We start from the raw sequence: 25,757 nt of genomic DNA, 5'->3' as shown, positions 1-25,757 counted from the left end.
ACCCGCATGTCGCTGACTTCCGCATTGACCATAGCCCAACAGTCGCTTCAGACCACATCGAAGCAGACCAGCGTCCTTTCCCGCAATATTGCCGACGCCAGCAACCCCGACTATGCCCGCCGCACGGCGGTCGTCGTCAGCAGCGCGCCCGGCGCCCGCTCGGTCGAGATCCAGCGCGCCACCAACGCCCTGCTGTTTCGCCAGAACCTTAGCGCGCAATCGGCATGGAGCGGCCAGAGCACGCTTTACAGCGGAATTGACCGCCTCGCCGTTGCCGTCAACGGCGTCGACAACGCCTCCTCTGCCTCGACCGCGATCGGCAAGCTGCAGAACGCGCTGCAGCTTTACGCCGCTACGCCATCCAACCAGAACCTCGGCTCCAGCGTCATCGACGCGGCCCAGCAGGTGGTGCGCGCTCTGAACGACGGCACCAACGCGATCCAGGATTTCCGCACCCAGGCCGATGGCGAGATATCAACGGCGGTTAACGATCTCAACTCGCTGCTTAGTCAGTTCCAGGACGCCAACAAGGCGGTCATCTCCGCAACCCGTTCGGGTACCGACGCATCCGACGCGCTCGACCAGCGCGACGCTTTGCTGAAGAAGATCGCGGACTATGTGCCGGTGTCGACCTTCACGCGTGGCGACAACGACATGGTCATCACCACCAAGGATGGCACGACACTGTTCGAGACCATTCCGCGCTCGGTAAGTTTCACCCCGTCGGCGGGCTACACGGCCGGCACACCAGGCAACACCATCTACATCGACAATGTGCCGGTCAGCGCCGGGGCTGGCGGCAACACCAGCGCCGACGGCAAGCTCGCCGGGCTCATCACCTTGCGCGACGGCGTCGCGGCGACGATGCAGAGCCAGCTCGACGAAGTCGCGCGCGGCCTCATCACCGCCTTTGCCGAAACAGCACCTTCGCAGCCCGACCGAACCGGCCTGTTCACCTGGTCGGGTGCGCCCGCCATTCCGGCCGCCGGCACACTGATCGACGGCGTTGCCGGCTCGATCAAGGTCAACGCCGCAATGGACCCGAGCGTCGGCGGCAATCCGGTGCTGCTGCGCGACGGCGGCGCCAATGGTGCGGCCTATATCGCCAACACCGCCGGCAACGCCTCCTACTCGCAGCTCTTGATCGGCTATGGCGACAAGCTCGACAAGCCGATGCCTTTCGACGCTGCGGCCGGCATCACCGTGACGTCCAGCGTCTCCGACTACGCCGCCAATGCCATTGGCTGGTTCGAAGGCCAGCGCCAGCAGGCCTCGAGCAACGCCGACGCCAAGGAAGCGCTGGCATCGCGCACCGCCGAGGCGCTGTCCAACGACACCGGCGTCAATGTCGACCAGGAGATGTCGCTGCTGCTCGACCTCGAACACACCTATCAGGCCTCGGCGCGCATGATGAAAACCGTCGACGACATGCTGTCGGCCCTGCTCGATGCCGTGGGATAAGCCATGAAAGCCACATCCGTCTCCTCAGCCGCTCTCTCCAACGCCGCGCGCTATCAGCAGATGCGCATGCAGGGCGAACTGGTCAAAGCCACTAAGGAATCGACGACCGGCACCGTCGCCGATGTCGGTCTGGCGCTCGGCGCGCGCACCTCGCAGGCGGTCACCTTCTCGCGCGACCTCGACCGGTTGAACGTCATCATCGATTCCAATTCGCTGGTCACCGCTCGGCTGTCCTCGACGCAGGCTGCGCTTGGCCAGCTTTCCGACACTGCGCAGAATTTGCTGACCGCGCTGACCGCCGCCGGCAATTCCTCGAGCACCATCACGCAGCAAGCCGGCAAGGCCGCCGTGCAGCAGATGACCTCTATCCTCAACGCCAGCGTCAACGGCGAATATCTGTTTGCCGGCACCAACACCGACGTCAAGCCGATCGACGATTTCACCGCCGCCGGCTCGCCGGCCAAGGCGGCGTTCGACGCTTCCTTCTCGTCGTATTTCGGCTTCACGCAGACCGATCCGCTCGCCGCCAACATCACCGCCGCCCAGATGGATAGCTTCATCACCAGCAATGTCGTGCCGCAGTTCATGGGCGCCGGCTGGCAGGCCAACTGGTCGAACGCCACCGACCAGCAGATCGTCAGCCGCATTTCGCTGGGGGAAACCACCCAGACCTCGGCCAGCGCCAATGACGACAGCATCCGCAAGCTCGCCATGGCTTCCGCCCTGATCACCGGCCTGCTCTCCGGCAATATCAGCCAGGCGGCGAAGACCGCCGTTGTCGGCCGCGCCCAGGCGATGGTCGGCGAGGCGCTGGGCGGGCTAGGGCAACTGCAGGCCGAGACCGGCCTTGCCGAGAAGCGGGTCTCCGACGCCAGCGACCGCATGAAGACGCAGGTCGACCTGTTCGAGCGCCATATTCTCGATCTGGAAGGCGTCGACCCCGCCGAGGCAGCCACCCGCGTCGCGGATCTGACGCAGCATATCGAGACGTCCTTCGCGCTGACCGCGCGCCTGCAGCAGATGAGCCTGCTGAACTACCTGACCTGACAATCTCAACTGCAACGGTAGAGCCAAACGATGTACCAATTCTCCTACGCCGACATCCAGACAGACTCCGTTGCCGATGCGAAAGATCGCGAGCGGCAGCTTTTGACCCGCTCGATCGAAATGCTGGCGGCGGCGGCGGCGGTCGGCCACACCTCGATGGAAGCGGTCGAGGCGCTGCACTTCACCAACCGGGTCTGGACCACCTTCGTCGAGGATCTCGGTTCCAGCGACAATGTCCTGCCCAAGGAACTGCGCGCCAACCTCATCTCCATCGGCCTGTGGCTGCTGCGCGAGGCCGAGGACATCCGCCAGGGCCGCACCGACAATTTCGAAGGGCTGATCGAAGTGTCCCAGATCATCCGGGACGGCATTCAATGACCAACACGCTGAAGATATCGCTGAAGCCGAACGAGAAGATCTACATCAACGGCGCCGTCATCCGCGTCGACCGCAAGGTCACCGTCGAGCTGATGAACGACGTACAGTTCCTGCTTGAGAACCATGTCATCCAGGCCGACGACGCCTCGACGCCGCTCAAGCAGCTCTATTTCATCCTGCAGGTGATGCTGATGAACCCGGCCGGCGCCATCGAGGCGCGCGCCATGTTCCGCCGCTCGCTGCCCTTGCTTTTGGCAAGCTTCGAGGACGAGCAGATCAGTGGCGCGCTGAAGCAGATCGACCGCATGGTCGGCGAAGACCATATCTATGAAGCGCTGAAGGCTATCCGTGCGCTTTATCCGCTCGAACGCCACGCACTTGGCGGCAATGACGATGTTCAGGGTGCGAAGCGCCCGCTGGCCGTGGGAGCACAATACTGATGAATGTGGACATGACGACGACGATCCCCACGGGCGCCAACCAGGGCACCCAGCAGACGTCGAAGACAGCGGTCGACTACCAGTCGTTCCTGAAGCTGTTGATCGCCGAGATGAAGAACCAGGATCCGACGAAACCGATGGATTCGACACAGTATGTCGCCCAGCTCGCCACCTTCTCGCAGGTAGAGCAATCGGTGCAGACCAACACCAAGCTCGACCAGATCATGCAGTCCTCGGCGCTGTCGCAGGCCGATGCCTTGATCGGCCGCTCGATCACCTCGGCCGACGGCAAGACGACCGGCGTCGTGGCCTCGGTCAAGCTTGCAAGCAACGGCGTGATCGCCGTGTTGCAGAACGGCACCGAAGTGCCGGTCGGCGCGGGCGTTTCGATAAAGCCGGCCAGCTAGACAGTTCCATAGAGGCGCGCTCACATGAACGAGGCCGACGCACTCGACATCGTCCAGTACGCGGTATGGACGGTGCTTGTCGCTTCCGCGCCGGTGGTGCTGGTCGCCATGGTGGTCGGCATCGGCATTGCCCTGATCCAGGCCCTGACCCAGATCCAGGAAATCACCCTGACCTTCGTGCCCAAGATCGTGGCCATCATGCTGGTCGTGGCGCTGACCGGTCCGTTCATCGGCAGCCAGATCTCGGCCTTCACCAACGTCATCTTCGAGCGCATCGAAAACGGGTTCTAGGCAGCGCTTGCAGGCGGCTGTGTTCCGGCTAGATTGCAGGCCATGACTCAGGCAGAACTCACCGGCAGGCCATGTGCGGAATAGCCGGCGTCTGGCGCAAACGAAACCCGATCGACGCCAACGACCTGTCGGATGTCGCCAGCATGATGCAGGCGCTGGTACATCGCGGCCCCGACGATCATGACAGCTGGCACAACAATCGGCTGGCCCTCGGCCACCGCCGACTGACCATCATCGATCCCTCGCCCGCCGCCCGTGAGCCGATGCTGACTTCTTCCGGCGATGGCGTTCTCGTCTACAATGGCGAGGTCTACAATTACCGCTCGCTGCGCGAAACGCTGCAGGCGCAAGGCGTCGTCTTTCGAACCATCTGCGATGCCGAAGTGGTGCTCGAAGCGTTGCATCACTGGGGTCCCGAAAAAGCCGTGCCGCTGTTCGACGGCATGTTTTCCTTCGCCTATTTCGACGCTCGCAACAGTGCGCTGTGGCTTGCGCGTGACCGTCTTGGAATCAAGCCGATGTCGGTGGCCGACACGCCGGAGCGAATCCTGTTCGCCTCGGAGGACAAGGCGATCCTCGCCTGCGACGGTTTTCCGCGCGACATCGACAGCCGCGAGATGACCTTGCGGTTGGCCTGGCAGAGCCGCGATTCCAGCTACAGCCTGTTCGACCGCATCGAGCGCCTGCCGCCCGCCGGCCTGTGGAAGATCACCGACCAGGGTATCGAGAAGCGCAGCTTCTGGCATGTGCTGGACGTGCTGGAGACCGCGCGCATTACCGGTGACGTATCCTCTGATGCTGAGCACATGGCGACGCTCGAGGCGTTGCTCAAGGACAGCGTCGGGCTTCACTGCATCGCCGATACCAGCGTTGCCACCGCCTGCAGCAGCGGTGTCGACTCCGGCCTGATAACGGCGCTGGCAAAGCGGTTCAGGCCGGAAGTCCACGGTTATGTCGTCGACCCGCAGCTCGGCAACAGCGAGGCCGAAGACGCCGAACGCACCGGCCGCCATGTCGGCGTGCCCTTGCGCCGGGTGCCGGTCGACAGGAACCGGTTTTTCGAACTTTGGCCAAGGGTAATCTGGCATCTTGAAAGCGATGGCTGGCACGCCAGCCATGTCGCGCTGCTGGCGCTTGCCGAACAATGCCGGGCCGATGGCGTCAAGGTGCTGCTCACCGGCGAAGGCGCAGACGAATTGTTTGGCGGCTACCCATTGCAGGCCTTGAGCATGAAGAAGTGGCGTTCCTGGTCGTGGCCCCGGCGCCTGGTCCATTCGAAGCGCTCGCTCGACCGGAGATTCGAGCAACAGCGTCATGCCCCCTACAAGGTCTCGGCTGGAAGCCACTCACAAATGGATCGCAGCATGGTCCTGCGTGCTTTGTCGCCGGAGCTGAATTTCCTGCAAACCGAGATCTTCGACCGGCTGGAGCCGGTGACGCCGCCCGCGGATCGCGCCTTTCTCGGTAGTTGCCTCTACGACCTCTATTCGCATCTGCAGGACATACTGCACCGGCACGACCGGCTGAGCATGGCAGCGTCCGTGGAACTGCGGGTCCCGTTCCTGGAAAACCGCCTGATCGACTTCGCCATCCATTTGCCGAGGCGGCAGAAATACCGCGACAAAACAGGAAAATGGCTTTTGCGAAAGGTCGCTGAAAAGCATATTCCGCGCCAGAACGTCCATGCGCGCAAGATCGGCTTCGAGATGTCGTCGCAATTTTCGGCCGGCACGGAGACTTTGCTGCGCGGCGGTTTCCTGCGCGATGCCTTGAAATGGCCCGCCGCGAATTTGGAGGACATGGTCCAGCTCGCGCGGCGCGAGCAACCATCCAGGCTGCGGCTTGTCGGCATGGAGCTTTTCCTGCGCCTTCACGCCGGCGGCGAGACGCCAAGCACGCTGACCGAAGCCTTGCATGCCGCTGCCCGGGACAGAAGCTGACTTCGCGCGCGGCCGACAGCCCCGCGCAGTGGACCAATGAGAACATCGCTCTGGGTAGCGGACCCTTCCCGGCTGACGTATTTTCGCCTTGCTATCCTGTTGTTGGACCATGATCTTTTTCGAAGACGCGTTCGCCCTTTTGGATGTCGTGCTCTATTTCAAACGGATGCCATGATTGTCGTCCCGGCGGACGAAACCAGCACGTGAAGGTGGGACAGGTCCAATGATCGATGACGAGCCGGACAGCGAACGCGTCTCGGCGCTGGCGCCGTTCCGGCACGGCATCTTCCGCGCCGTCTGGTCGGCCAGCCTGGTGTCGAATTTCGGTGGCCTGATCCAGGGCGTCGGCGCCGCCTGGATGATGACCACCATCGCCACGTCGCCCTATCAGGTGGCGCTGGTCCAGGCCTCGGCCACTCTGCCGATCATGCTGTTTGCACTCGTCGCCGGCGCCATCGCCGACAGCTTCAACCGGCGCAAGGTGATGCTGATCGCCCAAATCTTCATGCTGGTCGTCTCTGCACTTCTAACGCTGTTCACCTGGAACGGCTGGATGACGCCGTGGACGCTGCTTGCCTTCACCTTCCTGATCGACAGCGGCACGGCGCTCAACAACCCGTCCTGGCAGGCATCGGTCGGCGACATGGTACCGCGCAACAAGCTGCCGGCCGCGGTTGCACTCAATTCACTGGGCTTCAACCTGACACGCAGCGTCGGCCCGGCGATCGGCGGCATCATCGTTGCCGCCGCTGGTGCGGCTGCTGCGTTCGCCGCGAATGCGCTGAGCTATATAGGTCTCATCATCGTGCTATTCCGCTGGAAGCCGGAGCTGCCGGTCTCGACGCTACCGCGCGAGACGCTGGGCGCCGCCATGGGCGCCGGCCTGCGCTATGTCGCCATGTCGCCCAATATCGGCAAGGTGCTGGTCAGGGGCTCCGCCTTCGGCTTCAGCGCCGGCGCGGTTTTGGCGCTGCTGCCGCTGGTGGCGCGCGACGTCGTCAAGGGCGATGCCTTGACCTACGGCATCATGCTCGGCGCCTTCGGCATCGGCGCCGTCGGCGGCGCGCTGATAAGCGTGCGTCTCAGACAATTGCTGTCCAGCGAAACGATGGTGCGGATGGCCTTCGCCGGCTTTGCCGTCTGCGCCTTCAATGCCGCCATCAGCCTCAATGCCTGGCAGACTGCGGCGGGTTTGCTCATCGGCGGCGCCTGCTGGGTGATCGCGCTGTCGCATTTCAACGTCACGGTGCAGATGTCGACGCCGCGCTGGGTCGTCGGCCGGGTGCTGTCGGTCTACCAGACGGCGACCTTCGGCGGCATTGCGCTGGGCAGCTGGATCTGGGGCGTCGTTGCCGATGCGCATGGCGCCGAAACCGCGCTGATTGCGGCGGCCATCGCGATGCTTGTTGGCGGCGCCATCGGCCTGTTCCTGCCGCTGCCGCAGCAGACGACTCTCAACCTCGACCCGCTCAACCGCTTCAAAGAGCCGCATCTCGGCCTCGACCTGAAGCCGCGCAGCGGCCCCATCGCCATCATGATAGAGTACATTATCCGCGACGAAGATGTGCCCGAATTCCTCGCCACCATGGCCGAGCGCGGGCGCATCCGCCGCCGCGACGGCGCCCGCAACTGGACGCTGGCTCGGGACCTAGAAAATCCCGCAGTCTGGATCGAACACTACCACACGCCGACCTGGCTGGAATACATCCGCCACAACCGGCGCGCCACCCATGCCGACGCCGTCGTCGGCGAGCGGGTGCGGGCGCTGCACAGCGGCGACGAACCGCCGCGCGTGCGCCGCCTGATCGAGCGCCCGACGACCGCCGGCACCGCGCTGGTCTCGCCGAAGGGGCCGATCGATCACTGAGCTCGCCATAGCCGTAGCGCCGGTCAGCCGGCGCTCTGGATCATGTAGAGCTTGCGCGTGGTCTCGCGTATCAGCCACTCGCCCTTCCAGCCCTGCGGCAGGACGAGGAGATCGCCCGGACCGAGTTCCCGCACCTCGCCATCGATGCGGCTCAGTTCCACGCGCCCCGAAATGATGTGGCAGATCTCCGACGAGTCCGAACGATCGGCGGTGAAGCGGCCGGGCGTGCATTCCCAGATGCCGACATCGACAGTCCCGTCCGGCGATTGAAAGAATGAGCGCACGGCCTCGACCTGATCCCCTTCAATCGAGGTTGGCTTAGGAGAGAACGCGCCGATCTCGGCCTTGGCGAGATCGTGGAAGGTCGAAAGATCGATCAAGTCTAGCTCCATGGATAAGAGCAATTCCAGGAAAGGTGTCTGCCCCGGAATTGCGTGAGAACAAATGGCTTTAGTGGCCGGTGATGCTGTCGGCCAACGCGGCCAGCTTCGAGGTGCGCGCAAGCCCTGCCGCCTCGCGGCCATCGGCAATGCGATAAAGCTGGTACATCGAATGCACGCCCAGCCAGCGGAAGGGCTCCGGTTCCCATGGCCTGACCTTGCGGTTGACCCAGGGCAGCTTCGTCAGCTCGGTGTTTGCCCCGAGAACAAGGTCAGCCAGCGTGCGCCCCGAAAGGTTGGCGCTGGACACGCCGAGGCCGACATAGCCGCCGGCCCAGCCGATGCGGGTCGCGGGGTCGAGGCCGACCGTGGTGCACCAGTCGCGCGGCACGCCGAGCACGCCGCACCAGGCGTGATCGATGCGGCATCCCTTGGTCTGCGGCAAGAGCGTCGTCAGGATCGTGTGCAGCTGGTCGATCGTGGCCTGCTGCGTCTGGCCGTTGACGTCGGTGCGCGAGCCGTAGCGATAAGGCACGCCGCGTCCGCCCATGGTGATGCGTCCCTCACGCGTGCGCTGGGCATAGCAATAGGCATGCGCCGCATTGCCGAGCAGTTCGTGCCCTTCCCAACCGATGTCGCGCCACAGGTCGGGCGGCAGCGGCTCAGTCACGATCTGCGCGCTGTTGAGCGCCAGCCAGGTCCGCTCCTCGCCGGGGATGCCTGATGTAAAACCCTCGGTCGCGCGGATGATCGTCTCCGCCTGCACCGTACCGCGGTCTGTCGTCACACTGCCCTTGGCGATGCTTGTCACCGTCGTCTTCTCATAGATCGGCACGCCCAGCCGCTCGACGGCATCGGCAAGCCCACGCACCAGCTTGGCCGGCTGCACCCGCGCCTGGCCATGCACGACGAAGCCGCCCATGACGTTACGGATGTTGATGCGCGTGCGCGTTGAGGCGGCGTCCAGCATCTCGGCGCGGTTCGGGTCGACATCCCAGGAACGGATCGTCTCACATTCTTCGCGCACGCGCTCCAACTGCGCTGCGTTGGTGGCCACCGTCAGGTTGTCGACGCGGCGAATGTCGGCGTCGATGCCTTCCTCGGTCGCGACCCGGATCACTTCGTCAACGCAGCCTGCCATCGCAGCCTGCATCGCCATCACGCCTTGCCGGCTCGATGTCTTGAGATATTTTTCGCGCGACCAGCTGAAGCCGCCCGACAGCCAGCCGCCATTGCGCCCCGAAGCGCCGAAGCCGGCAAATTCGCGCTCGACGATCACGACGCGCAGCGATGGCTTCGCCTTTTTCAGATAGTAGGCGGTCCACAGGCCGGTATAGCCGGCGCCGACAATGGCGACATCGGCCTCGATGTTTCCAGGCAAGGGCGGGCGCGGAACGGGAACCGCCCCCAGATCCGCATACCAGAACGATATGTCGCCGTTGCGCTTGGCTTGCATGGAATGACTTTCAGATGGGATCAGGCCAGATGGGATCAGGCCAGATGGAATCAGGTGAGTGTGGTGTCGGCGCTTGCGTCGTCCGCGAGCAGCTTGGCATCGCTGCCGTCGAAGCAGAGCTCGACCTTGTCGCCGAGGCCAAAACTCTCGCCGGTTAGCGGTGAGCGCACGATCGCGGCCGAGCCGTCGGCGAGCTTAACTTCGTATTTCGATTCCGAGCCGAGATAGATGGCTTCCGCGATCGTCCCCGACAGGCGGTTGGCGCCATTGGCAGCACTTTGGCCGGCTCTTCGGATCGCGAGCTTTTCGGGACGCAGCAGCATCACCGGACTGGCTTCCCCCGACAGCTTACGCGGTACCGTCACCGTCTCGCCGGCGATGCTCAGCGCGGTGCTGTTGCCATCGCTGCGCGCCTTGCCGCGCAGCACGGTGGAATCGCCGATGAAGCGGCCGACGAAGAGCGTTGCCGGCTCGTCATAGAGCTGGCGGCCGGTGCCGACCTGCTCGATGCGCCCGCGGTTGAACACGGCGATGCGGTCCGACAGTACCAGCGCCTCTTCCTGGTCGTGCGTGACATAGACGAAGGTGGTGCCGAGTTCGCGATGGATGCGCTTGATCTCGAGCTGCAGCCATTCGCGCAGCTTCTTGTCGAGCGCGCCGAGCGGCTCGTCCATCAGGAGCAGCGGCGGGTCGAAGACGATGGCGCGTGCCAACGCCACGCGCTGCTGCTGGCCGCCCGACAATTCGCTGGGATAGCGATGCGCGAAATCGCCCATCTTGACCATGTCGAGCGCCCTTGCCACGCGTGTCTGCCGCGTCGCCTGGTCGACGCCGCGCAGCGTCAGCGGATAGGCGACGTTGCGGCCGACGCTCATATGCGGGAACAGCGCGTAATGCTGGAAGACGACGCCGATGTTGCGCTTGTGCGCCGGCACGCCGACGACGCTTTTTTCCCCGACCAGAAGCTTGCCGCTGGTGACATCGGTGAAACCGGCAATCACGTTGAGCGTCGTCGTCTTGCCCGAGCCGCTGGGGCCGAGCAGCGTCATGAACTCGCCGGGCTCGATGCGCAGCGACACGCCGTCCAGCGCCTTGAAGCCGCCATAGGCCTTGCTGATCGCTTCGAGATCGATCGCCGCGCCCTTGCTTGTCGGCTTCGGATTCATTGGCGTCCTTTCCGCTCGCGGCCAAGAAGGAGCATGCCGCCGCCGATCAGGATCGTGGTCGCGAAAAGCAGGATCGTGCCGATAGCCGCCACCGTCGGATCGGCGTCGCGCGTGATCGAGGCAAAAATCTGCACCGGCAATGTCTTGAGATAGGGGTTCGTGATGAACAGCGACACGACAATCTCGTCGAACGACGTGGCGAAAGCGAACAGCAGGCCTGAGAGCACGCCCGGCGCGATCAGCGGCAGCGTCACCGTGCGAAACGTGGTCAGTGCGCCGGCGCCCAGGCTCGCGGCGGCTGTCTCCAGCCGGCGGTCGAACACTTCGAGACTGGCCGAGACCGCGATCAGCACGAAGGGCAGCGCAAGGATGGTGTGGGCCAGCACGAAGCCGAGCAGCGTCCCGACGAGCTGCGTGTCGAGATAGACGGCATAGATGCCGATCGCCAGCACCACGCCCGGCACCACCATCGGCGTCAGCATCAGCATACGCAAAAGGTTCGCCGGCCGCGCCTTCATGCGGTCGAGGCCGAAGGCGGCAAGCGTGCCGAGCACCGTTGCCAGGACGGCAACGATGGAGGCGACTTTCAGCGAGTTCAGGAAGCTGTTCGACCAGTCCGGATTGGTGGCGAAATTCTGGTACCACTGCCAGGAAAAGCCTTGCGGCGGAAACGCCAGCGATTTGTTTTCGTTGAACGACATCGGCACCACGACCAGCGTCGGCGCCACCAGCCATATCGCCACCAGCAGGCAGACGAGCCCGAGAAGAACGCGGGTGAGCGGCTTCATCTCCATCAGCGCCGCCCCGCTTCCCGATGCCTGGACCGCATCACGGGTGCTGCCAGCGCCAGCAGCACGAAGGTGGTGACCAGCAGAACGACGCCCATGGCGCCGCCCCTGCCCCATTGCAGCAGGCTGAGCACCTGCGTCTGCACCAGCGTCGACAGCATGGTCGAGCGCGGGCCGCCGAGCAAAGCCGGCGTGATGTAGAAGCCGAGCGACAGGATGAAGACGATGATCGCGCCGGCATAGACGCCGGGCAGCGACAGGGGCAGATAGACGGTGAAGAACGCTCGGGACGGCCGCGCGCCAAGGCTTTGCGCCGCCCGCATCAGCCTGAGGTCGATACCTTGCATCACGGAATAGAGCGGCAGGATCATGAACGGCAACAGCACCTGCGCCATGCCGATAACCACGCCGGTCTGGGTGCGGATCAGCTTGACGCCGCCGAACCCGACCGATCGCAGCAACGAGTTGATGACGCCCGAATCCTGCAGCAGGATCACCCATGACAGCGTTCGCACCACACCACTCACCCAGAACGGGATCAGCACGCAAAGCACAAGCACCAGCCGGACGCGCGGCCCGACCGCGGTCATAAGATAGGCATAGGGATAGGCCGCGATGACGCAGACCAGCGTCACCCAGGCCGAAATGACGAAAGTCCGCTGCAGCACTGTCAGGTTGACCGGCGCGCCGAAGAACCAGGCATAGTTCTGCAGCCCCCACTCAGGTTCCGACAGGCTGCGCAGCACGATGGTGAGCAGCGGATACCCGATCACCGCGACGAGCAGGATGAGCGCCGGCGCCGTGAGCGCGAACGGCCGCCATGCCCGACCCGACCGCGCATGGGCGGCGGGTTGGGCGATGGGTTCGGACGCGCTCACGGCCTGGCTCTCACTTGGCTGTTCAGTTGCCGGCCATCAGCGCCGACCACTTCTCCTGCGCCACCGGGAAGTTCTCGACCCAGAACTTGATGTTCTGCTTGTAACCCTGCTTCTGGCGCTCGGGCGTGTTGGTCAGGAAGGCGGCGACCGACGCATCGACCTTGGGCTGCGCGTCATTGTTGATCGGCGTATAGGAGGTCTGCTGCGCCAGGATCTCCTGCGCCCCCTTGCCGAGATAGGCATTGAGCAGCGCATAAGCCGCATCCGTATCCTTGATGCCGACCGGAATGGTCATCTGGTCCATCACCACCAGCCAGTCCTGCCAGGCCGGCGCATATTTGGCGCCGTTCTTCACCGCCGTCATGGCACGTCCGGTCCACATCATCAGCATGTCGGCTTCGCCAGATTCGGCAAGCTGCTGCGATTCAGCGCCGGTCTTCCAATAGATCGTGTCGGGACCGAGCTTGCGGATGACATCGATGGCCTTGTCGATGTCGGCCACCGTCATCGCCTTCGGGTCGCCGCCAGACGCCTTCAACGCCTGCTCCAGCAGGCCGCCCGTCGGGTCGCCCGAACCGTCGAGCGCGCGCGTGCCGGGGAATTTTGCCGTGTCGAAGAAATCGGCCCAGTTCTTGGGCGGGTTATCCCCATACTTCTCCTTGTTGTACATCAGCACGACGCCGTAGTTCATGGCCGGCACCGAGCATTCGCCGACCTGGCCCTCGGGCACCTTGGAGACGTCGAGCTTGCTGAAATCAAGCTTCTGGAACAGCTTGCCGCAATAGACGTAAGGCGGCAGGTCGGCGGTGTCGACGACGTCCCAGGTGACGTTGCCGGATTCGACCTGCGCCTGCAGCTTGGCGATCTCTGTCGGCCCGTCATTGAGCAGCGTGGCGCCGGACTTTTCGACGAACTCCTTGAGCGCGGCGGCCTGGCCGTCCTGGTAGATGCCGCCATAGGAGACGAGCGTCAGCGTCTTGCCCTTGAGCGAGCCTTCCTTGACCTCACCCGCGACAGGCTTTTCCTGCGCGAACGCTGCGGTTGCCAGAACGCCGAGCGCCAGCACGGCGCCAAGGCCAAGATGTCTTGTTTTCAGCATGATTATTGTTCTCCCATTTGACCCGCATGGATTGAACCTACCTGGCTGCGAGCGGTTTCCAGGCCCTGTATTGATCGAGTTCGGCGCGCACCGAAGTCGGTGGCGCAATGATCCACATCACCTCGGCTCGGCCACTGCCGATGTTCTCTGAGCGATGTGCTGTCGATGTCGCGTATTCGATGCTGTCGCCCTCTTCCAGCACATGCCTGACATCGCCGAGCGAAACCTCGACGATGCCGCGCAGCACGACGAGCATCTCGTGCGCGTCGCCATGGGTGTAGAGCGCTGGGCCGGTCGAGCCGCCGATTTCGAACTCGCCGACATAGACTTCCATGTCGCTTAAAGGGGGACGCGAGAGCAGCATCTTGCGGCAGCCGTCGCTGGGCGGCAGGCTCGGCCGCTCGCTGCGCAGCAAGACCCCGCGCTGCCCGGCGGCACTATCCTCGAACAGCATCGCCACGCTCACCCCAAGCGCCGAGGCCATCTGGTTGAGCGAGGCGGTGCTGGCGCCGGTCAGGCCGCGCTCGAGCTGGCTGATGAAGCTGGCGCTGGTCCCGGTCAGCTCGGCGAGTTCGCGCAGCGAAAGCCGCCGGCCGAGACGCAGGCTCTTCAGCCGCTGGCCCAACATCTGATGGGCATGCGTCGCCGTCGAGGCGACGCCATTCTTGACCGGAGCCTGGTCGGTGCTCATCCCGTCTTTTTCTCCCACTGAACAATTTGTACAGTGACACTGTACACGTGGCAAGCGCCGAGTAGGGACATTTAAGATGCCGGCCGAGGCCTAGTCTTCGCCCGACAGGTCGCGCCGCGCCTTGTCGAGTTCCTCGGCGTAGCGCCGCATCAGATGGCCCTCGGTCAAAAGCCCGACAACGGCCCGGTTGTCGAAATTCTCGACCACCTCCAGTTCCTCCGCGACGGCGCGCTGGATGGTTTCGGCGGTGGACTGGACGTTCATGGTCGGCACCAGCACCGCATGCCGGAATTTGGCCGGCGCCAGCACCGGCGTCTCACCATCGGACGGATCGCTGTGCAGTTCGGCGACGATCAGCACGCCGACATAATGCCGGCTGCTTGCGGCGCCATTTTGGCGCTGAGGCGCAGTCAGGCTTGCCGCCCCGCTTCAATTCCCCGCGAGCGCGTCGAGGTATATGAGCGATCGCTTACGCAATCGACGCAGCTGTGTTATTTTTGGCCGTCTCTATTTCCCTCAAGGAGGAGAAGATGAGTGCGCGGGGATTTTTTTCATTAGCTGTTGGCATGATTTTTTTGAGCTCGTCTGCGGTGAGCAATTCAAGCATGGATATGCCGGTTAGGTCTGTTGTGTCACACCCGATGTCTCTTTTTTTGGCGGGAGGCAATCCGGAAAACCAAAGCCGGCCGGCAAAGGAATTTATCCAGACTGCACAACAAGATGTTTGCTGTCCTGGCGGCTATCCTTGGTATCGCAATTCGACGAACACCTGCTACGGCAGCTATGAAGACTGCCACGATACCGATGGCGGCGGATGGTCTGCAGACAGGTCAACGCCTGCTAGACTTTCTTGGGCCCACGCCTTCTTGACTGTGCCTGGTCCTCAGATCGGCTTCGGCTCGCCGGCCTCGTAGAGCATGAGGTTGCGCTCGCCTATGCCGAGCGATGCCCAGCTCGCCCGCCAATCGGCGATGTGAGGCGAGCGGAAATGCGCGTCGAGCGCGGCCCTGTCGCTCCACACCTCGATTACATGGATGAGCCCGGCGTCGAGCACGTCCTGCGCGTAGGAGTATTCGATGCAGCCGGGCTCCGCCCAGCTGCCCAGTATCATGCGCCGCATGGCCGGCCTTGCCTCGTCGAGCCGTTGCGCAGGCAGGCGAATGGTGCCGATGATCACCAGCATGATCTCTCTCCTCAAGGCCTCTGTCGTCCTGGCAAGTAACCAGTCCTCCCACCCTCGCGCAAGCTTGACCGGTTAGGCTCGAAGGGCTGTCGCGTGCTCGGCAGGCTTGTGATTGGGGACGATATGGCCGTCAGCGAAAGCTTAGCGACAGGAACAGTGGCCAAGAACGGCCGCGATGTCTTCTTCGCCATCGGCATCGTCATCATCCTGGCCGTGCTGTTCCTCCCGATCCCTGCCTTCCTCATCGACATCGGCCTCGCCTTCTCGATCGCACTGTCGGTGCTGATCCTGATGGTGGCGCTGTGGATCCAGCGGCCGCTCGATTTCTCGTCCTTCCCGACCGTGCTGCTGATCGCCACCATGCTACGGCTATCGCTCAACATCGCCACCACGCGCATGATCCTGTCGCACGGCAATGAGGGCACGCACGCCGCCGGCTATGTCATCGCCGGCTTCTCCAAACTTGTGATGGCCAGCGATTTCGTCATCGGCCTGATCGTCTTCATGATCCTGATTGTGGTCAACTTCATCGTCATCACCAAAGGCGCCACCCGTATTGCCGAAGTCGGCGCCCGCTTCACCCTCGACGCCATCCCCGGCAAGCAGATGTCGATCGACGCCGACCTGTCCGCCGGCATGATCGACGACAAGACAGCGCAACTGCGCCGCCGCGAGCTGGAAGAGGAATCCTCCTTCTTCGGCTCGATGGACGGCGCCTCGAAATTCGTCCGCGGCGACGCCATTGCCGGCCTCATCATCACCGCCATCAACATCGTCGGCGGCATCGCCATCGGTTACATCAGGCACGGCATGGGCATGGGCGAAGCCGCCGATGTCTTCATCAAACTGTCGGTCGGCGACGGCCTCGTCACCCAGATCCCGGCGCTTATCGTTTCGCTCGCCGCCGGCCTGCTTGTGTCCAAGGGCGGCACGCGCGGCTCGACCAACCAGGCGGTGTTCGGCCAGCTCGGTGCGCATCCGCGCGCGCTCTATGTCGCGGCCTCGCTGCTCGTCCTGCTCGGCCTGATGCCCGGCCTGCCGTTCTTCCCGTTCTTCACGCTAGCCGCCGGCATGGCCGGCCTTGGCTACGTCATCCCGATGCGCGCCAACCGCGAGGCTGCCGCCGCCGAAGCGATCAAGGATCTGGAGAAGGCGAACAAGGTCGAGGAAGAGAAGAACTCGGTCAAGGCTTCGCTGACCACCGCCGAGATCGAGCTTCTGATCGGCAAACAGCTGTCGACGCGGCTGCTGGTGTCGCATCAGGAACTGGTGTTCCGCATGGCCAAGATGCGCAAGAAATTTGCCACGCAATATGGCTTCGTCGTGCCGGAAGTGCGCGTCGCCGACGATTTCGGCATCCCGCCGAAAAGCTATCAGATCAAGGTCCACGGCACCGTCGTCGCCGAATACCAGATGCGCGTCGGTGAGATCATGGTGCTGCTCGGCAACCGGGATTTGCCCGACGTTCCCGGCGAGGAAATCCGCGAGCCGGCCTTCGGCATGCGCGCCTTCTCGGTGCTCGAAACCTTCGCCGAGGATCTGAAGCGCGAGAACTATACCTTTGCCGACAACATGTCGGTGCTGCTCACCCATTTGTCCGAGGTGATCCGCAACAACCTGCCGCAGCTTCTGTCCTACAAGGACATGAAGGCGCTGCTCGAGCGCCAGGATCCGGAATACCGCAAGCTCGCCGACGAGATCTGCACCTCGCACATCTCCTATCCCGGCCTGCAGGCGGTGCTCAAATTGCTGCTGGCCGAACGCGTATCGATCCGCAACCTGCATTTGATCATCGAAGCTATCGCCGAGATCGCGCCGCATGTGCGCCGCACCGAGCAGATCGTCGAGCATGTCCGCATCCGCATGGCCCAGCAGATCTGCGGCGATCTCTCCGAGGGCGGCATGCTCAAGGTGCTGCGCCTCGGCAACCGCTGGGACCTCGCCTTCCACCAGAGCCTCAAGCGCGACGCCAAGGGCGAGGTGCGCGAATTCGACATCGACCCGCGCCAGCTGGAGGAATTCGGCCAGGACGCGACCAAGGCGATCCGCAAGCATCTCGAGGCCGGCGAGCGTTTTGTCCTCGTCACCGCGCCCGATGCTCGCCCCTATGTGCGCATGATCATCGAGCGCCTGTTCACGACGCTTCCCGTTCTCTCCCATGTCGAAATCGCCAAGGGCGTCGAGATCAAGGTGCTCGGGACGATCTCGTGAACATACTGTCGCAAGGCCTCGTCATCGCCGCCTTCCTCGCCTTCTGTCGCATCGGCGCCTGCTTCATGCTGATGCCGGGCCTGTCCAGCGCCCGCGTGCCGGTCCAGGTCCGGCTGTTCGTGTCGATCGCCGCCACCGGTGGCCTGCTCGCCTTCCTGTGGGACAAGATCTTTCCCTTCGTCGATGCGCGTCCGCAGGTGCTGGCGCCGATGATCATCTCCGAACTTTTGGTCGGCGGGCTGATCGGCGCGATGACGAGGCTCTACATGGAGGCGCTGCGCTTCATGGGTTCGGCCATCGCCATGCTGATCGGCTATGGCGGCACCGGCGGCCCCGCCATCGAGGAGCCAGAGCCGCAGGCGGCCCTCGCCGCCATCATCTCGTTTTCAGCGTTGCTGCTGCTCTTCGTCTTCGATTTCGACCACGAGATCATCCGCGCTCTGGTCGCCTCCTACACGGTGGCGCCGGTCAACGTCTTCTTCAATCCGCAGGCCGCCCTGGTCGATCTCACCGACACGGTGTCGGACGCCTTCTTCCTGGTCATCCGGCTCGGCAGCCCGTTCATCGCCTATGCCATCCTGGTCAATTTGACGATCGGCTTCGTCAACAAGCTGACGCCGCAGATTCCGGTCTACTTCATCTCACTGCCTTTCGTCATCGCCGGCGGCATGATCATCTTCTACTTCGCCATCGGCACCATGCTGTCGCTGTTCGTCGACGGCTTTGTCGATCTGACGCTGGCGAGGTGAGATGAGCACGCGCAAGGAACGGCTGAAGAAACTGGTCAAGGTGCAGGAGCAGCTGAAGGCCCTGCACGAGACGCGCCATGCGGCCTTCCTGGCGGCAGCGGCAACCGCCGAAACCGAGGCCAGGGAACTTGTCCAGCATTTCGACGCCGACCAGTCGATGGCGGTGCTGTTCCCTGACCTCTACCATCGCCGCATCGCCAATGCGCTGGTCCGGCAGGAAGCGAGCCTGGAAGGCGCCAGGCAGGAGGTCACGCTCATCGCCACTGCGACGGCGCGCACCAACATGGTCGAGCGCGCCTACAAGGACGTGCGCCGACAGGACGAACGCGAACGCTCCGACCGCGACCGGCTCGATCTGATCGCGCAGAGGCGAGGGCAGGAATAATCGGAAGTTAGAGCCGGGTCACCTGCGGACGGCGTTCGGTTTCGTTCCGTGCGGCGGGCTGTGTTGGGTGTACGGCGCCGTGTTCGGCCTCTGCGCCTACGCCACCTACGATCTGACCATGGCGACGCCGGCAGCGCCCACCGCAAACGACCAGATCGCATCGACCCAGCCGGAGTTGCCGCTGCTGATAGCAATGGCCTAGCATCCGGCGAAGGATTTCGAGCCGGCAAGCCTGCCACAAGCTTGCTGCGGCATGGTCGCTCAGGAAACCCGGCAAAGAGGCGGACTTTCTTGGCGATTTCTCCACCCAGCGACATCGTTCTCGATGTTGCCCGAGCCGTCGACCCGGCGGATATCGAGGCTGCCCGTGCCGCGCTGGCCAAGCGGGCCAACGGCGTTGGCGGCGCCTTTTTGGTCGACATGGCGGCTTCGGTGGATACCGGCTCGATCTTGTCGCGTGCCACGGCCGACAAGGCCGCGGCAGGCGCCGATCCCGCGGGAAAATTCAAGAAGTTCGAGGCCATGGTCTTGCAGACCTTCATCCAGAACATGCTGCCCAAGGACACAGAGGGCGTCTACGGCAAGGGGCTGGCCGGCGACATATGGAAATCGCAGCTTGCCGAGCGTGTCGCCGACGTCATGGCCGAGCGCGGAGGGATCGGCATCGCCAAATCGCTGCTCGCCGACCACTACAAGGACGGCAAGCGCACCGTGCCGATCGGCCCGGTGTCAACCGGGCCGCACAAGACCGAGATCGACCAGCAGACCCGGCTGTCCACCTCGCTGGTCGAGGAATTGCAGCGCAAGGCCGCAGGGTCGATGACCGGCGACGAGACGACCATCAAAACCGAAATCAAGATCTAGACCAGGATTTTCAATGGCCGATTTTTCAAAATACTCTTCCAACCTGCCGGCGCGTACGTCCGAAGCGCCGATCCCGTTTGCACGGCCGGGCAACCTTGCCGCCATCATCGGCCGCATCGAGGAAGCGGTCGAGGAAGAGACGGCCGGTTTGAAGAACGACACCAGCTATGACCTCAAGGCCTCCAACGCCCGCAAGAGCCGCTACCTCTATGAGCTGACCCGCGCCATGAAGGGCGCCAACGAGATCGAATTCCTGGAACAGCATCGCGACAGTCTGGCGCGGCTGCGCCAGAAGCTCGCGAAAAACGAGGCTGCAATCCTCGCCCACCTCAACGCGGTCAACGAAGTCGCCACGCTGTTGAAGAACGCCATTCAGCGCGCCGAAGCCGACGGCACCTATTCGGCCGGCGAATTCGGTTGGGCGAGCTGATGATCTCGGCAACAGGCGGGAACAACCGGTGATCAAATTCATCGCTGCCGCGATCTGGATCTGCGCCGCCACGCTTGGCGCGGTGTTCTATTCGTTCCAGGCGGCCGGTGAGCGCGGCGTCGGCGAGACGCCGAAACCGATGCTGGGTGGCCTCGACTACGTCAAGACCGACATCATCTCGGTGCCGCTGATCCGCGATTCCAAGATCGACGGCTATTTCCTCACCAAGCTCGTCTACACGGTCGAGCCGGCCGAGATAAAGAAGATGTCGATCCCGGCCGAAGCGCTGATGACCGATCAGGTCTATTCCTATCTCTACTCCAATCCTCAGATCGACTTCACCAAGAAGGAAACCATCGATCTCGATGCCTTCCGCAAGGCCATACGCGACACCGTCAACGCCCGCGTCGGCGCCGACCTGGTGCATGAAGTGCTGATCGACCAGGTCAACTTCCTGACCAAGGACGAAATCCGCGACAACGCCATGCGCCGCCGCAAGGATCCGGCCACGCCGACCGAACCGGCCCCGGCGGAATCGGCCCAGGCCGAGGCGGCGAAGCCCGCTGCTGAACACTAACCTTCGTCGCAGGGCGAATGTTCTCTGCCGCATTCCTTCCGACTGAAACGAGATGACGCATCGCGCGTTGACGTTTACGTCAACTCGAAGCTATATGCGCCAAGCGACCAGATCGCGGTACGCGCGAGACAGTGACTTCGGCGGAGGCCGGTCACTGAAGCGCGGCAAAACGCAACGAGACCAGGAGAACAGTCATGAGCGTTCAGGATATTGCCGAGAAGATGAGGTCGCGCGTGGCGAGCGCCGGGTTCGAACATTCCGTGAAGTTCGATACCGGCAGCAACGGCGTCATCGTCATCGACGGCGCGACCGTCTCGACCACCGACGCGCCGACCGACTGCACCATAAAGCTGTCGCTCGACGATCTGGATTCGCTGATCGCCGGCGACCTCAACCCGACCATGGCGTTCATGTCCGGCAAGATAAAGGTCGAAGGCGATATGTCGGTCGCCATGGCGCTCAGCCAACTGATCGGCTGAGCCCTTCGCAACAACAAAACGCCGCCCTCGCTGAAATGCAAAGGACCGGCGGCGTTTGTTTTTGGACAATCAGGCGGCCAGCGACAGCCTCTGTGCCTTGAGCTTGCGACCTGCAGCCTTCAGCGTGCCATGCGCGCCGTCGAGCGCACCATCGATCAGTTCCAGCGCCAGCAGGCGGTGCCGCTCGTACGGACCAGGCATGGCGAGCGCGCCGGTCTTCTCCGCCGAGAAGCCGAAGCGGCCATAGTAAGGCGCATCGCCGACCAGCAGCACCGCGGCATGGCCGAGACGCGCGGCCTCGGCCAAAGCATGGCGCATCAGCGCCGAGCCGATGCCGGCGTTCTTCAGCGCCGGATCGACGGCGAGCGGTCCGAGCAGAAGTGCTCCCGGGCCACCCTCGCCAAGACGCACGTCCCACAGCCGCACCGTACCAGCAACCGCGCCGGTTGCATCGCGCACGACAAAAGCGAGGCCTTCGGAAGGCCGGCGGCCGCGCCGCAGCTTCTCCGACGATTTCTTGCGCCGCATCGGCCCCATGGCGCGATCGAGCAACGCTTCACGCGATGCAATGTCTGCCGCAGTTTCGGCGACGATGGGAATGGCGCCGGCCATCTCCCCCTCGGGGGGGGAGAATCCAATGCCGTCAATGTAATTTACAATGTCCATTTCCGCGATCCTTCACGAGCGGAGCTTGTTCCACAGGCGAACCCGGGCGGACGCAAACGTCCGCCTGGGGTGATCTGAAGGCCGAAGCCGTCAGATCACGTAGGATCGGAGAGGCTCGAAGCCGTTGAAGGCGACCGCCGAGTAGGTGGTCGTGTAGGCGCCGGTGCCTTCGATCAGCACATCGTCGCCGATGGTCAGCGACAGAGGCAGCGGATACGGCGTCTTCTCGTACATCACGTCGGCCGAATCGCAGGTCGGGCCGGCGAGCACGCAAGGTGCGGTCTCCGAACCGTCATGGCGGGTGACGATCGGATAGCGGATCGCCTCGTCCATCGTCTCGGCCAGACCGCCGAACTTGCCGATGTCGAGGAACACCCAGCGCACATTGTCGTTTTCGGCCTTCTTCGAGATCAGCACGACTTCCGACTTGATGACGCCGGCATTGCCGACCATGCCGCGACCCGGCTCGATGATGGTCTCAGGGATCGCATTGCCGAAATGCTTGCGCAGCGCCGAGAAGATGGCCTGGCCATAGGCCTGGGCCGCCGGCACGTCACGCAGATAGCGCGTCGGGAAACCGCCGCCCATATTGACCATCTTGAGGACGATGCCTTCATCGGCGAGCGTGGCGAACACCTTCTTGGCGTCGGCCAGCGCACGGTCCCACGCCGTCAGGTCGGTCTGCTGCGAGCCGACATGGAACGACACGCCATAGGCGTCGAGGCCGAGCGTCCTGGCATGGCGCAGCACATCGACGGCCATCGCCGGCACGCAGCCGAACTTGCGCGACAGCGGCCACTCGGCGCCTTCGCCATCGGTCAAAACGCGGCAAAACACGCGCGCGCCGGGAGCGACGCGGGCGATCTTGTCGACTTCCTCGACGCAATCGACGGCAAACAGCCGAATGCCGAGCTGGTAGGCGCGTGCAATGTCACGCTCCTTCTTGATGGTGTTGCCGAAGGAGATACGGTCCGCCGGCGCACCGGCGTCCATCGCCATCTCGACCTCGGCAACGGAAGCGGTGTCGAAGGATGAGCCCATCGCAGCAAGCAGGCGCAGGATTTCCGGCGCCGGATTTGCTTTCACCGCATAGTAGATCCGGGAATCGGGCAGCGCCTTTTCGAAGGCGCGAAAATTGTCGCGCACGACATCGAGGTCGACGACGAGGCAGGGGCCGGACGGACGTCGGGTGGCGAGGAAGTCGAGGATGCGCTGAGTGGCCATCGGGGTCTCTCCATTAACGCCTTGCGGCGCGCAATAAGGCTGCGGACGCGGGCTCTCGGCCTCGCGACGCGCGGTCAAACAAAGGCGGGACGGAAATTCATGGAACCAGCCGGTGGAGACCCCGGAACCATGAAACGCCGTCTCGCGGCGGTGAACCTTGGCCTTGCCCGGCCTCGGTTCGCTTTGTCTGCCTTGGCTTGGATGGGAGACCCGTCCGCACTGCCGGCAATGAAGGTGTGCCTCTTCAGTAACCCCGGTCTTTGGACGACCGGCAGAACACCAGAAAGGCCCGCACCGTCGTTGCTTCAAGGTGTCCTCGGGCTGGCGGTTGGCCGCTAGACCGACTGGAGGGGTTAGCTCCAGTTACCTTACCGATTTCCCTCACCATTCGAGGATCGGCGGACACCCACAGGCACGTGCGACTTTGGGCAAGCGCGATATAAGATCGAAAGATTTCACAATCAATAAAAATCGTATCCCAGGTTGTAAAATTTCCGGCATCGAACAATGCTGGGCCTACTGTATACGGATATCGAACGATGCCAGGCACGCACGGCCCGCTCAACGCCTTTCTTGACCTGCGCCGCATGCCGGTCGCCAATGCGGAACTGGGGCCGCTGGCCGGGCTCAGGCTGGCGGTAAAGGACATTTACGACGTCGCCGGCTACCGCACCGGTTGCGGCAATCCGGTGAAGTTCGACGAGGCGCATGCCGCGTCCAGCACGGCACCGGCCGTGCAGATGATTCTCGACGCCGGCGCGCGCTTCATCGGCAAGACGCAGACCGACGAGTTCGCTTTCTCGCTGATGGGCCAGAACGCGCATTTTCCGTTTCCGGTGAACCCGGCCGCTCCCGATCGCGTCACCGGCGGTTCCTCGTCAGGCTCGGCGGCGGCGGTGGCCGGCAAGCTTGCCGATATCGCCACCGGCTCCGACACCGGCGGCTCGATCCGTGCCCCGGCGAGCTTTTGCGGGTTGATCGGGCTGCGCACCACGCATGGCCGCATTTCGCTCGAAGGCACGATGAAGCTGGCGCCGAGCTTCGACACATTCGGCTGGTTCGCCGACGACATCGAGACCTATGAGACAATCGGCAAATTGCTGCTCGGCCGCGACCCGCATCCGTATCCGCTCACCCGGCCGCTTTCGATCCGCTGGCTGGACGCTTTCGTGGCCGGCCCCGCTGAGGCAGCCGAATATGCCAGGATGAGAGCGCTGGCCGCCAGTCTTATCGGTGAGCCGGCGCCGGTAGAGTACAGCTTCGCCTCCTTCCCCGACGAGCTCTACTGGTGCTTTCGCCGCCTCCAGGCCGCCGAGGCATGGCAGCAGCATGGCGCCTGGATCATTTCTGGCGAGCGCGATCTCGGGCCGGGCGTCGAGGAGCGCTTTGGTTTTGGCCGCACGATCGACGAAAAGACCGCGCGGGCCGAGGCGGTGCGCCGCCTGACGTTCCGCTCCGAGCTAGCCGCGCTGCTCGGCCAGGACGGGTTTCTTGTCCTGCCCACCGTTCCAGGCCCCGCACCTCTGGTCAAAAGCGAGCCGCAGCAGCTCCAGGCCTACCGCGAAAGGGCCTTGCATCTTTTGTGCCTTTCGGGTCTTTCAGGCTTTCCGCAAATCACCCTGCCGCTGGGCTCGGTTGACGGTGCCCCTTTCGGCCTCTCGCTGCTCGGCCCTCCCGGCAGCGACATTGCCCTGATACGGCTCGGCCGGCGAATTCTCGATGCGGCACGAAAGGCCTGATGATGGATACACTGACCCGCATGCGCGCCTTCATCGACGTCGTCGAGGCCGAAGGCTTTTCGGCGGCCGCGCGCAAGATCGGTCGCTCCAAGGCGCTGCTGTCGAAATATGTGCGCGAACTCGAGGACGAACTCGGCGCGCTGCTGCTCAACCGCACCACGCGGCAGTTCTCGTTGACCGAGGCCGGCCATACCTATTACAGCCGCGCTTCGGAAATCGTGCGCGAGGTCGACAGCCTGGCCGACGCCGTGCGCGAATCCTCCGGCGACGTGCGCGGCAGGATCAAGCTGTCGGCGGCGCGCACCTTCGCCGATGCGCCGATTGGCCAGTCGCTCATCGACTTCGCCAAGCAGCATCCCGACATCGTCCTCGACATCCATCTCGACGACCGCTTTGTCGATCTGGTCGAGGAAGGTTTCGATCTTGCCGTGCGCATCTCGCGGCTGGAGAACTCATCGCTGATCGCCCGCCGCCTGGGGCCGTTTTCGATCAAGCTTTGCGCCTCGCCGGAGCTGATCGCCAAGCACGGCAAGCCGACGCGCCCGCAGGATCTCGCCAACTTGCCCTGCATCGTCGACACCAATGGCCGCTCGCTCGCCAACTGGCGCTTCAGGGGCGATGGCGAGGAGTCAGTCAGCGTCAACGTATCGGGTCCCATCGAGGTCAACAGCCCGATGGCAGCGCGAGCCGCCGCCGTGTCCGGCCTGGGCTTCACCATCCTGCCCGATTTCATCGCCGCCCCCGACCTCGCATCCGGGCTGCTGGTGTCGTTGCTCGACGACCGCATCCAGTCGGGCAGCGGGATTTTCGCCGTCTACCCGCACCGTCGCTATCTGCCGGCCAAGGTCCGTGTCTTCGTCGATTTCCTGGTGCAGTGGTTCAAGAACCGCGAGAGCGCCTGACCCGGTCTTGCCGTGCCGCGGTCCCAATTTCGCCCCGTTTCTGGTAACCTCTCGACATC

At 63.7% G+C, this 25,757-nt stretch carries 29 protein-coding genes; 18 read left to right on the top strand and 11 right to left on the bottom strand.

Translation table 11 applies throughout. The features are described 5' to 3' along the window. Nucleotides 1-6: 6 nt before the first annotated feature. The 8 genes from flgK (at nt 7) to ACYG9Y_RS02035 (ending at nt 7,831) form a co-directional block, all read left to right on the top strand. Nucleotides 7-1,461 (top strand): flagellar hook-associated protein FlgK, encoded by a 1,455-nt coding sequence (flgK, locus tag ACYG9Y_RS02070; RefSeq protein WP_023737670.1) that lies wholly within the window; start codon nt 7-9, stop codon nt 1,459-1,461. A 3-nt stretch (nt 1,462-1,464) separates the two neighbouring features. Continuing rightward, complete coding sequence (locus ACYG9Y_RS02065; RefSeq protein ID WP_023737669.1) at nt 1,465-2,508, top strand: flagellar hook-associated family protein; 1,044 nt, start codon at nt 1,465-1,467, stop codon at nt 2,506-2,508. A 30-nt stretch (nt 2,509-2,538) separates the two neighbouring features. Beyond that, the gene (flaF, locus tag ACYG9Y_RS02060; RefSeq protein ID WP_023671893.1) at nt 2,539-2,886 is read left to right on the top strand and encodes a flagellar biosynthesis regulator FlaF; all 348 of its coding nucleotides are present in this window, start codon (nt 2,539-2,541) and stop codon (nt 2,884-2,886) included. After that, the gene (gene flbT / locus ACYG9Y_RS02055) at nt 2,883-3,326 is read left to right on the top strand and encodes a flagellar biosynthesis repressor FlbT (RefSeq protein WP_023737668.1); all 444 of its coding nucleotides are present in this window, start codon (nt 2,883-2,885) and stop codon (nt 3,324-3,326) included. Before flaF ends, flbT begins: the two co-directional genes overlap by 4 nt. Further along, the gene (gene flgD / locus ACYG9Y_RS02050) at nt 3,326-3,733 is read left to right on the top strand and encodes a flagellar hook assembly protein FlgD (protein WP_023671895.1); all 408 of its coding nucleotides are present in this window, start codon (nt 3,326-3,328) and stop codon (nt 3,731-3,733) included. The genes flbT and flgD overlap by 1 nt, the downstream gene beginning before the upstream one ends. 24 nt (nt 3,734-3,757) lie before the next feature. After that, entirely contained in the window at nt 3,758-4,024 is a 267-nt protein-coding gene (gene fliQ, locus ACYG9Y_RS02045; RefSeq protein ID WP_023671896.1) for a flagellar biosynthesis protein FliQ, read from the top strand. A 71-nt stretch (nt 4,025-4,095) separates the two neighbouring features. Next, nucleotides 4,096-5,964 (top strand): asparagine synthase (glutamine-hydrolyzing), encoded by a 1,869-nt coding sequence (asnB, locus tag ACYG9Y_RS02040; protein ID WP_023737667.1) that lies wholly within the window; start codon nt 4,096-4,098, stop codon nt 5,962-5,964. A 223-nt stretch (nt 5,965-6,187) separates the two neighbouring features. Continuing rightward, the gene (locus tag ACYG9Y_RS02035; RefSeq protein WP_023671898.1) at nt 6,188-7,831 is read left to right on the top strand and encodes an MFS transporter; all 1,644 of its coding nucleotides are present in this window, start codon (nt 6,188-6,190) and stop codon (nt 7,829-7,831) included. A gap of 23 nt (nt 7,832-7,854) precedes the next feature. On the opposite strand, the gene ACYG9Y_RS02030 is transcribed toward ACYG9Y_RS02035, so the two are convergent. The 9 genes from ACYG9Y_RS02030 to ACYG9Y_RS01990 form a co-directional block, all read right to left on the bottom strand. Beyond that, nucleotides 7,855-8,223: a cupin domain-containing protein gene (locus ACYG9Y_RS02030; protein ID WP_081726812.1), complete on the bottom strand. Its 369-nt coding sequence runs from the start codon at nt 8,221-8,223 to the stop codon at nt 7,855-7,857. Nucleotides 8,224-8,281: 58 nt separating this feature from the next. Then, nucleotides 8,282-9,667 (bottom strand): NAD(P)/FAD-dependent oxidoreductase, encoded by a 1,386-nt coding sequence (locus ACYG9Y_RS02025; protein ID WP_023737666.1) that lies wholly within the window; start codon nt 9,665-9,667, stop codon nt 8,282-8,284. A 50-nt stretch (nt 9,668-9,717) separates the two neighbouring features. Continuing rightward, nucleotides 9,718-10,833 (bottom strand): ABC transporter ATP-binding protein, encoded by a 1,116-nt coding sequence (locus tag ACYG9Y_RS02020; protein WP_023686365.1) that lies wholly within the window; start codon nt 10,831-10,833, stop codon nt 9,718-9,720. Further along, entirely contained in the window at nt 10,830-11,627 is a 798-nt protein-coding gene (locus ACYG9Y_RS02015; protein WP_023737665.1) for an ABC transporter permease, read from the bottom strand. The genes ACYG9Y_RS02020 and ACYG9Y_RS02015 overlap by 4 nt, the downstream gene beginning before the upstream one ends. Then, the gene (locus ACYG9Y_RS02010; RefSeq protein ID WP_023686367.1) at nt 11,627-12,499 is read right to left on the bottom strand and encodes an ABC transporter permease; all 873 of its coding nucleotides are present in this window, start codon (nt 12,497-12,499) and stop codon (nt 11,627-11,629) included. The genes ACYG9Y_RS02015 and ACYG9Y_RS02010 overlap by 1 nt, the downstream gene beginning before the upstream one ends. 22 nt (nt 12,500-12,521) lie before the next feature. Beyond that, nucleotides 12,522-13,598, bottom strand: coding sequence for an extracellular solute-binding protein (locus ACYG9Y_RS02005; protein ID WP_023737664.1), 1,077 nt, complete (start codon nt 13,596-13,598; stop codon nt 12,522-12,524). A gap of 37 nt (nt 13,599-13,635) precedes the next feature. Then, nucleotides 13,636-14,289 (bottom strand): helix-turn-helix domain-containing protein, encoded by a 654-nt coding sequence (locus ACYG9Y_RS02000; protein ID WP_027049833.1) that lies wholly within the window; start codon nt 14,287-14,289, stop codon nt 13,636-13,638. 90 nt (nt 14,290-14,379) lie between these two features. Next, nucleotides 14,380-14,649 carry a hypothetical protein gene (locus ACYG9Y_RS01995; protein WP_023737663.1) on the bottom strand — a complete coding sequence of 90 codons (270 nt, stop codon included), beginning with the start codon at nt 14,647-14,649 and terminating at the stop codon, nt 14,380-14,382. 523 nt (nt 14,650-15,172) lie between these two features. Next, complete coding sequence (locus ACYG9Y_RS01990) at nt 15,173-15,472, bottom strand: putative quinol monooxygenase (RefSeq protein WP_023733453.1); 300 nt, start codon at nt 15,470-15,472, stop codon at nt 15,173-15,175. A gap of 123 nt (nt 15,473-15,595) precedes the next feature. Between ACYG9Y_RS01990 and flhA the strand changes: the two genes are divergently transcribed. The 8 genes from flhA (at nt 15,596) to ACYG9Y_RS01950 (ending at nt 21,167) form a co-directional block, all read left to right on the top strand. Then, nucleotides 15,596-17,683 (top strand): flagellar biosynthesis protein FlhA, encoded by a 2,088-nt coding sequence (gene flhA / locus ACYG9Y_RS01985; RefSeq protein WP_023671908.1) that lies wholly within the window; start codon nt 15,596-15,598, stop codon nt 17,681-17,683. Then, nucleotides 17,680-18,432, top strand: coding sequence for a flagellar biosynthetic protein FliR (gene fliR / locus ACYG9Y_RS01980; RefSeq protein ID WP_023710960.1), 753 nt, complete (start codon nt 17,680-17,682; stop codon nt 18,430-18,432). The genes flhA and fliR overlap by 4 nt, the downstream gene beginning before the upstream one ends. A gap of 1 nt (nt 18,433) precedes the next feature. Then, entirely contained in the window at nt 18,434-18,817 is a 384-nt protein-coding gene (locus ACYG9Y_RS01975; RefSeq protein WP_023691741.1) for a hypothetical protein, read from the top strand. A gap of 67 nt (nt 18,818-18,884) precedes the next feature. Beyond that, complete coding sequence (locus ACYG9Y_RS01970) at nt 18,885-19,019, top strand: hypothetical protein (RefSeq protein ID WP_023691742.1); 135 nt, start codon at nt 18,885-18,887, stop codon at nt 19,017-19,019. 89 nt (nt 19,020-19,108) lie between these two features. Then, nucleotides 19,109-19,681, top strand: a complete 573-nt coding sequence (locus tag ACYG9Y_RS01965) for a rod-binding protein (RefSeq protein ID WP_023710959.1) — start codon at nt 19,109-19,111, stop codon at nt 19,679-19,681. Nucleotides 19,682-19,694: 13 nt separating this feature from the next. Beyond that, entirely contained in the window at nt 19,695-20,111 is a 417-nt protein-coding gene (locus ACYG9Y_RS01960) for a hypothetical protein (protein WP_023671919.1), read from the top strand. Between the two features lie 28 nt (nt 20,112-20,139). Next, a complete protein-coding gene (locus ACYG9Y_RS01955; protein ID WP_023683275.1) occupies nt 20,140-20,688 on the top strand; it encodes a hypothetical protein in 549 nt (182 codons plus the stop codon). A gap of 194 nt (nt 20,689-20,882) precedes the next feature. Next, the gene (locus ACYG9Y_RS01950; protein ID WP_023683274.1) at nt 20,883-21,167 is read left to right on the top strand and encodes an SCP2 sterol-binding domain-containing protein; all 285 of its coding nucleotides are present in this window, start codon (nt 20,883-20,885) and stop codon (nt 21,165-21,167) included. Nucleotides 21,168-21,236: 69 nt separating this feature from the next. Here the strand turns inward: ACYG9Y_RS01950 and ACYG9Y_RS01945 are convergent, their stop codons facing one another. Both ACYG9Y_RS01945 and odc2 read right to left on the bottom strand, forming a co-directional pair. Further along, nucleotides 21,237-21,779, bottom strand: a complete 543-nt coding sequence (locus tag ACYG9Y_RS01945) for a GNAT family N-acetyltransferase (protein ID WP_023686385.1) — start codon at nt 21,777-21,779, stop codon at nt 21,237-21,239. Nucleotides 21,780-21,923: 144 nt separating this feature from the next. Next, the gene (gene odc2 / locus ACYG9Y_RS01940) at nt 21,924-23,057 is read right to left on the bottom strand and encodes an ornithine/lysine decarboxylase (RefSeq protein ID WP_023671923.1); all 1,134 of its coding nucleotides are present in this window, start codon (nt 23,055-23,057) and stop codon (nt 21,924-21,926) included. A gap of 539 nt (nt 23,058-23,596) precedes the next feature. Here odc2 and ACYG9Y_RS01935 point away from each other — a divergent pair. Continuing rightward, nucleotides 23,597-24,796: an amidase gene (locus ACYG9Y_RS01935; RefSeq protein WP_023737662.1), complete on the top strand. Its 1,200-nt coding sequence runs from the start codon at nt 23,597-23,599 to the stop codon at nt 24,794-24,796. A gap of 2 nt (nt 24,797-24,798) precedes the next feature. Continuing rightward, nucleotides 24,799-25,698 carry a LysR family transcriptional regulator gene (locus tag ACYG9Y_RS01930; protein WP_023671925.1) on the top strand — a complete coding sequence of 300 codons (900 nt, stop codon included), beginning with the start codon at nt 24,799-24,801 and terminating at the stop codon, nt 25,696-25,698. The last annotated feature ends 59 nt before the right edge of the window (nt 25,699-25,757 follow it).

It is taken from the genome of Mesorhizobium sp. W050 (assembly GCF_054719535.1).
Note: the sequence above shows the minus strand (reverse complement) of the source record. Positions and strands in the feature narration are given on the sequence as shown.

Coding starts and splice junctions, on each gene's coding strand:
- flgK (WP_023737670.1), top strand. CDS start 7: ATGTCGCTGACTTCCGCATTGACCATAGCCCAACAGTCGCTTCAGACC.
- ACYG9Y_RS02065 (WP_023737669.1), top strand. CDS start 1,465: ATGAAAGCCACATCCGTCTCCTCAGCCGCTCTCTCCAACGCCGCGCGC.
- flaF (WP_023671893.1), top strand. CDS start 2,539: ATGTACCAATTCTCCTACGCCGACATCCAGACAGACTCCGTTGCCGAT.
- flbT (WP_023737668.1), top strand. CDS start 2,883: ATGACCAACACGCTGAAGATATCGCTGAAGCCGAACGAGAAGATCTAC.
- flgD (WP_023671895.1), top strand. CDS start 3,326: ATGAATGTGGACATGACGACGACGATCCCCACGGGCGCCAACCAGGGC.
- fliQ (WP_023671896.1), top strand. CDS start 3,758: ATGAACGAGGCCGACGCACTCGACATCGTCCAGTACGCGGTATGGACG.
- asnB (WP_023737667.1), top strand. CDS start 4,096: ATGTGCGGAATAGCCGGCGTCTGGCGCAAACGAAACCCGATCGACGCC.
- ACYG9Y_RS02035 (WP_023671898.1), top strand. CDS start 6,188: ATGATCGATGACGAGCCGGACAGCGAACGCGTCTCGGCGCTGGCGCCG.
- ACYG9Y_RS02030 (WP_081726812.1), bottom strand. CDS start 8,223: ATGGAGCTAGACTTGATCGATCTTTCGACCTTCCACGATCTCGCCAAG.
- ACYG9Y_RS02025 (WP_023737666.1), bottom strand. CDS start 9,667: ATGCAAGCCAAGCGCAACGGCGACATATCGTTCTGGTATGCGGATCTG.
- ACYG9Y_RS02020 (WP_023686365.1), bottom strand. CDS start 10,833: ATGAATCCGAAGCCGACAAGCAAGGGCGCGGCGATCGATCTCGAAGCG.
- ACYG9Y_RS02015 (WP_023737665.1), bottom strand. CDS start 11,627: ATGGAGATGAAGCCGCTCACCCGCGTTCTTCTCGGGCTCGTCTGCCTG.
- ACYG9Y_RS02005 (WP_023737664.1), bottom strand. CDS start 13,598: ATGCTGAAAACAAGACATCTTGGCCTTGGCGCCGTGCTGGCGCTCGGC.
- ACYG9Y_RS02000 (WP_027049833.1), bottom strand. CDS start 14,289: ATGAGCACCGACCAGGCTCCGGTCAAGAATGGCGTCGCCTCGACGGCG.
- ACYG9Y_RS01990 (WP_023733453.1), bottom strand. CDS start 15,472: ATGCTGGTGATCATCGGCACCATTCGCCTGCCTGCGCAACGGCTCGAC.
- flhA (WP_023671908.1), top strand. CDS start 15,596: ATGGCCGTCAGCGAAAGCTTAGCGACAGGAACAGTGGCCAAGAACGGC.
- ACYG9Y_RS01975 (WP_023691741.1), top strand. CDS start 18,434: ATGAGCACGCGCAAGGAACGGCTGAAGAAACTGGTCAAGGTGCAGGAG.
- ACYG9Y_RS01960 (WP_023671919.1), top strand. CDS start 19,695: ATGGCCGATTTTTCAAAATACTCTTCCAACCTGCCGGCGCGTACGTCC.
- ACYG9Y_RS01950 (WP_023683274.1), top strand. CDS start 20,883: ATGAGCGTTCAGGATATTGCCGAGAAGATGAGGTCGCGCGTGGCGAGC.
- ACYG9Y_RS01945 (WP_023686385.1), bottom strand. CDS start 21,779: ATGGCCGGCGCCATTCCCATCGTCGCCGAAACTGCGGCAGACATTGCA.
- odc2 (WP_023671923.1), bottom strand. CDS start 23,057: ATGGCCACTCAGCGCATCCTCGACTTCCTCGCCACCCGACGTCCGTCC.
- ACYG9Y_RS01935 (WP_023737662.1), top strand. CDS start 23,597: ATGCCAGGCACGCACGGCCCGCTCAACGCCTTTCTTGACCTGCGCCGC.
- ACYG9Y_RS01930 (WP_023671925.1), top strand. CDS start 24,799: ATGGATACACTGACCCGCATGCGCGCCTTCATCGACGTCGTCGAGGCC.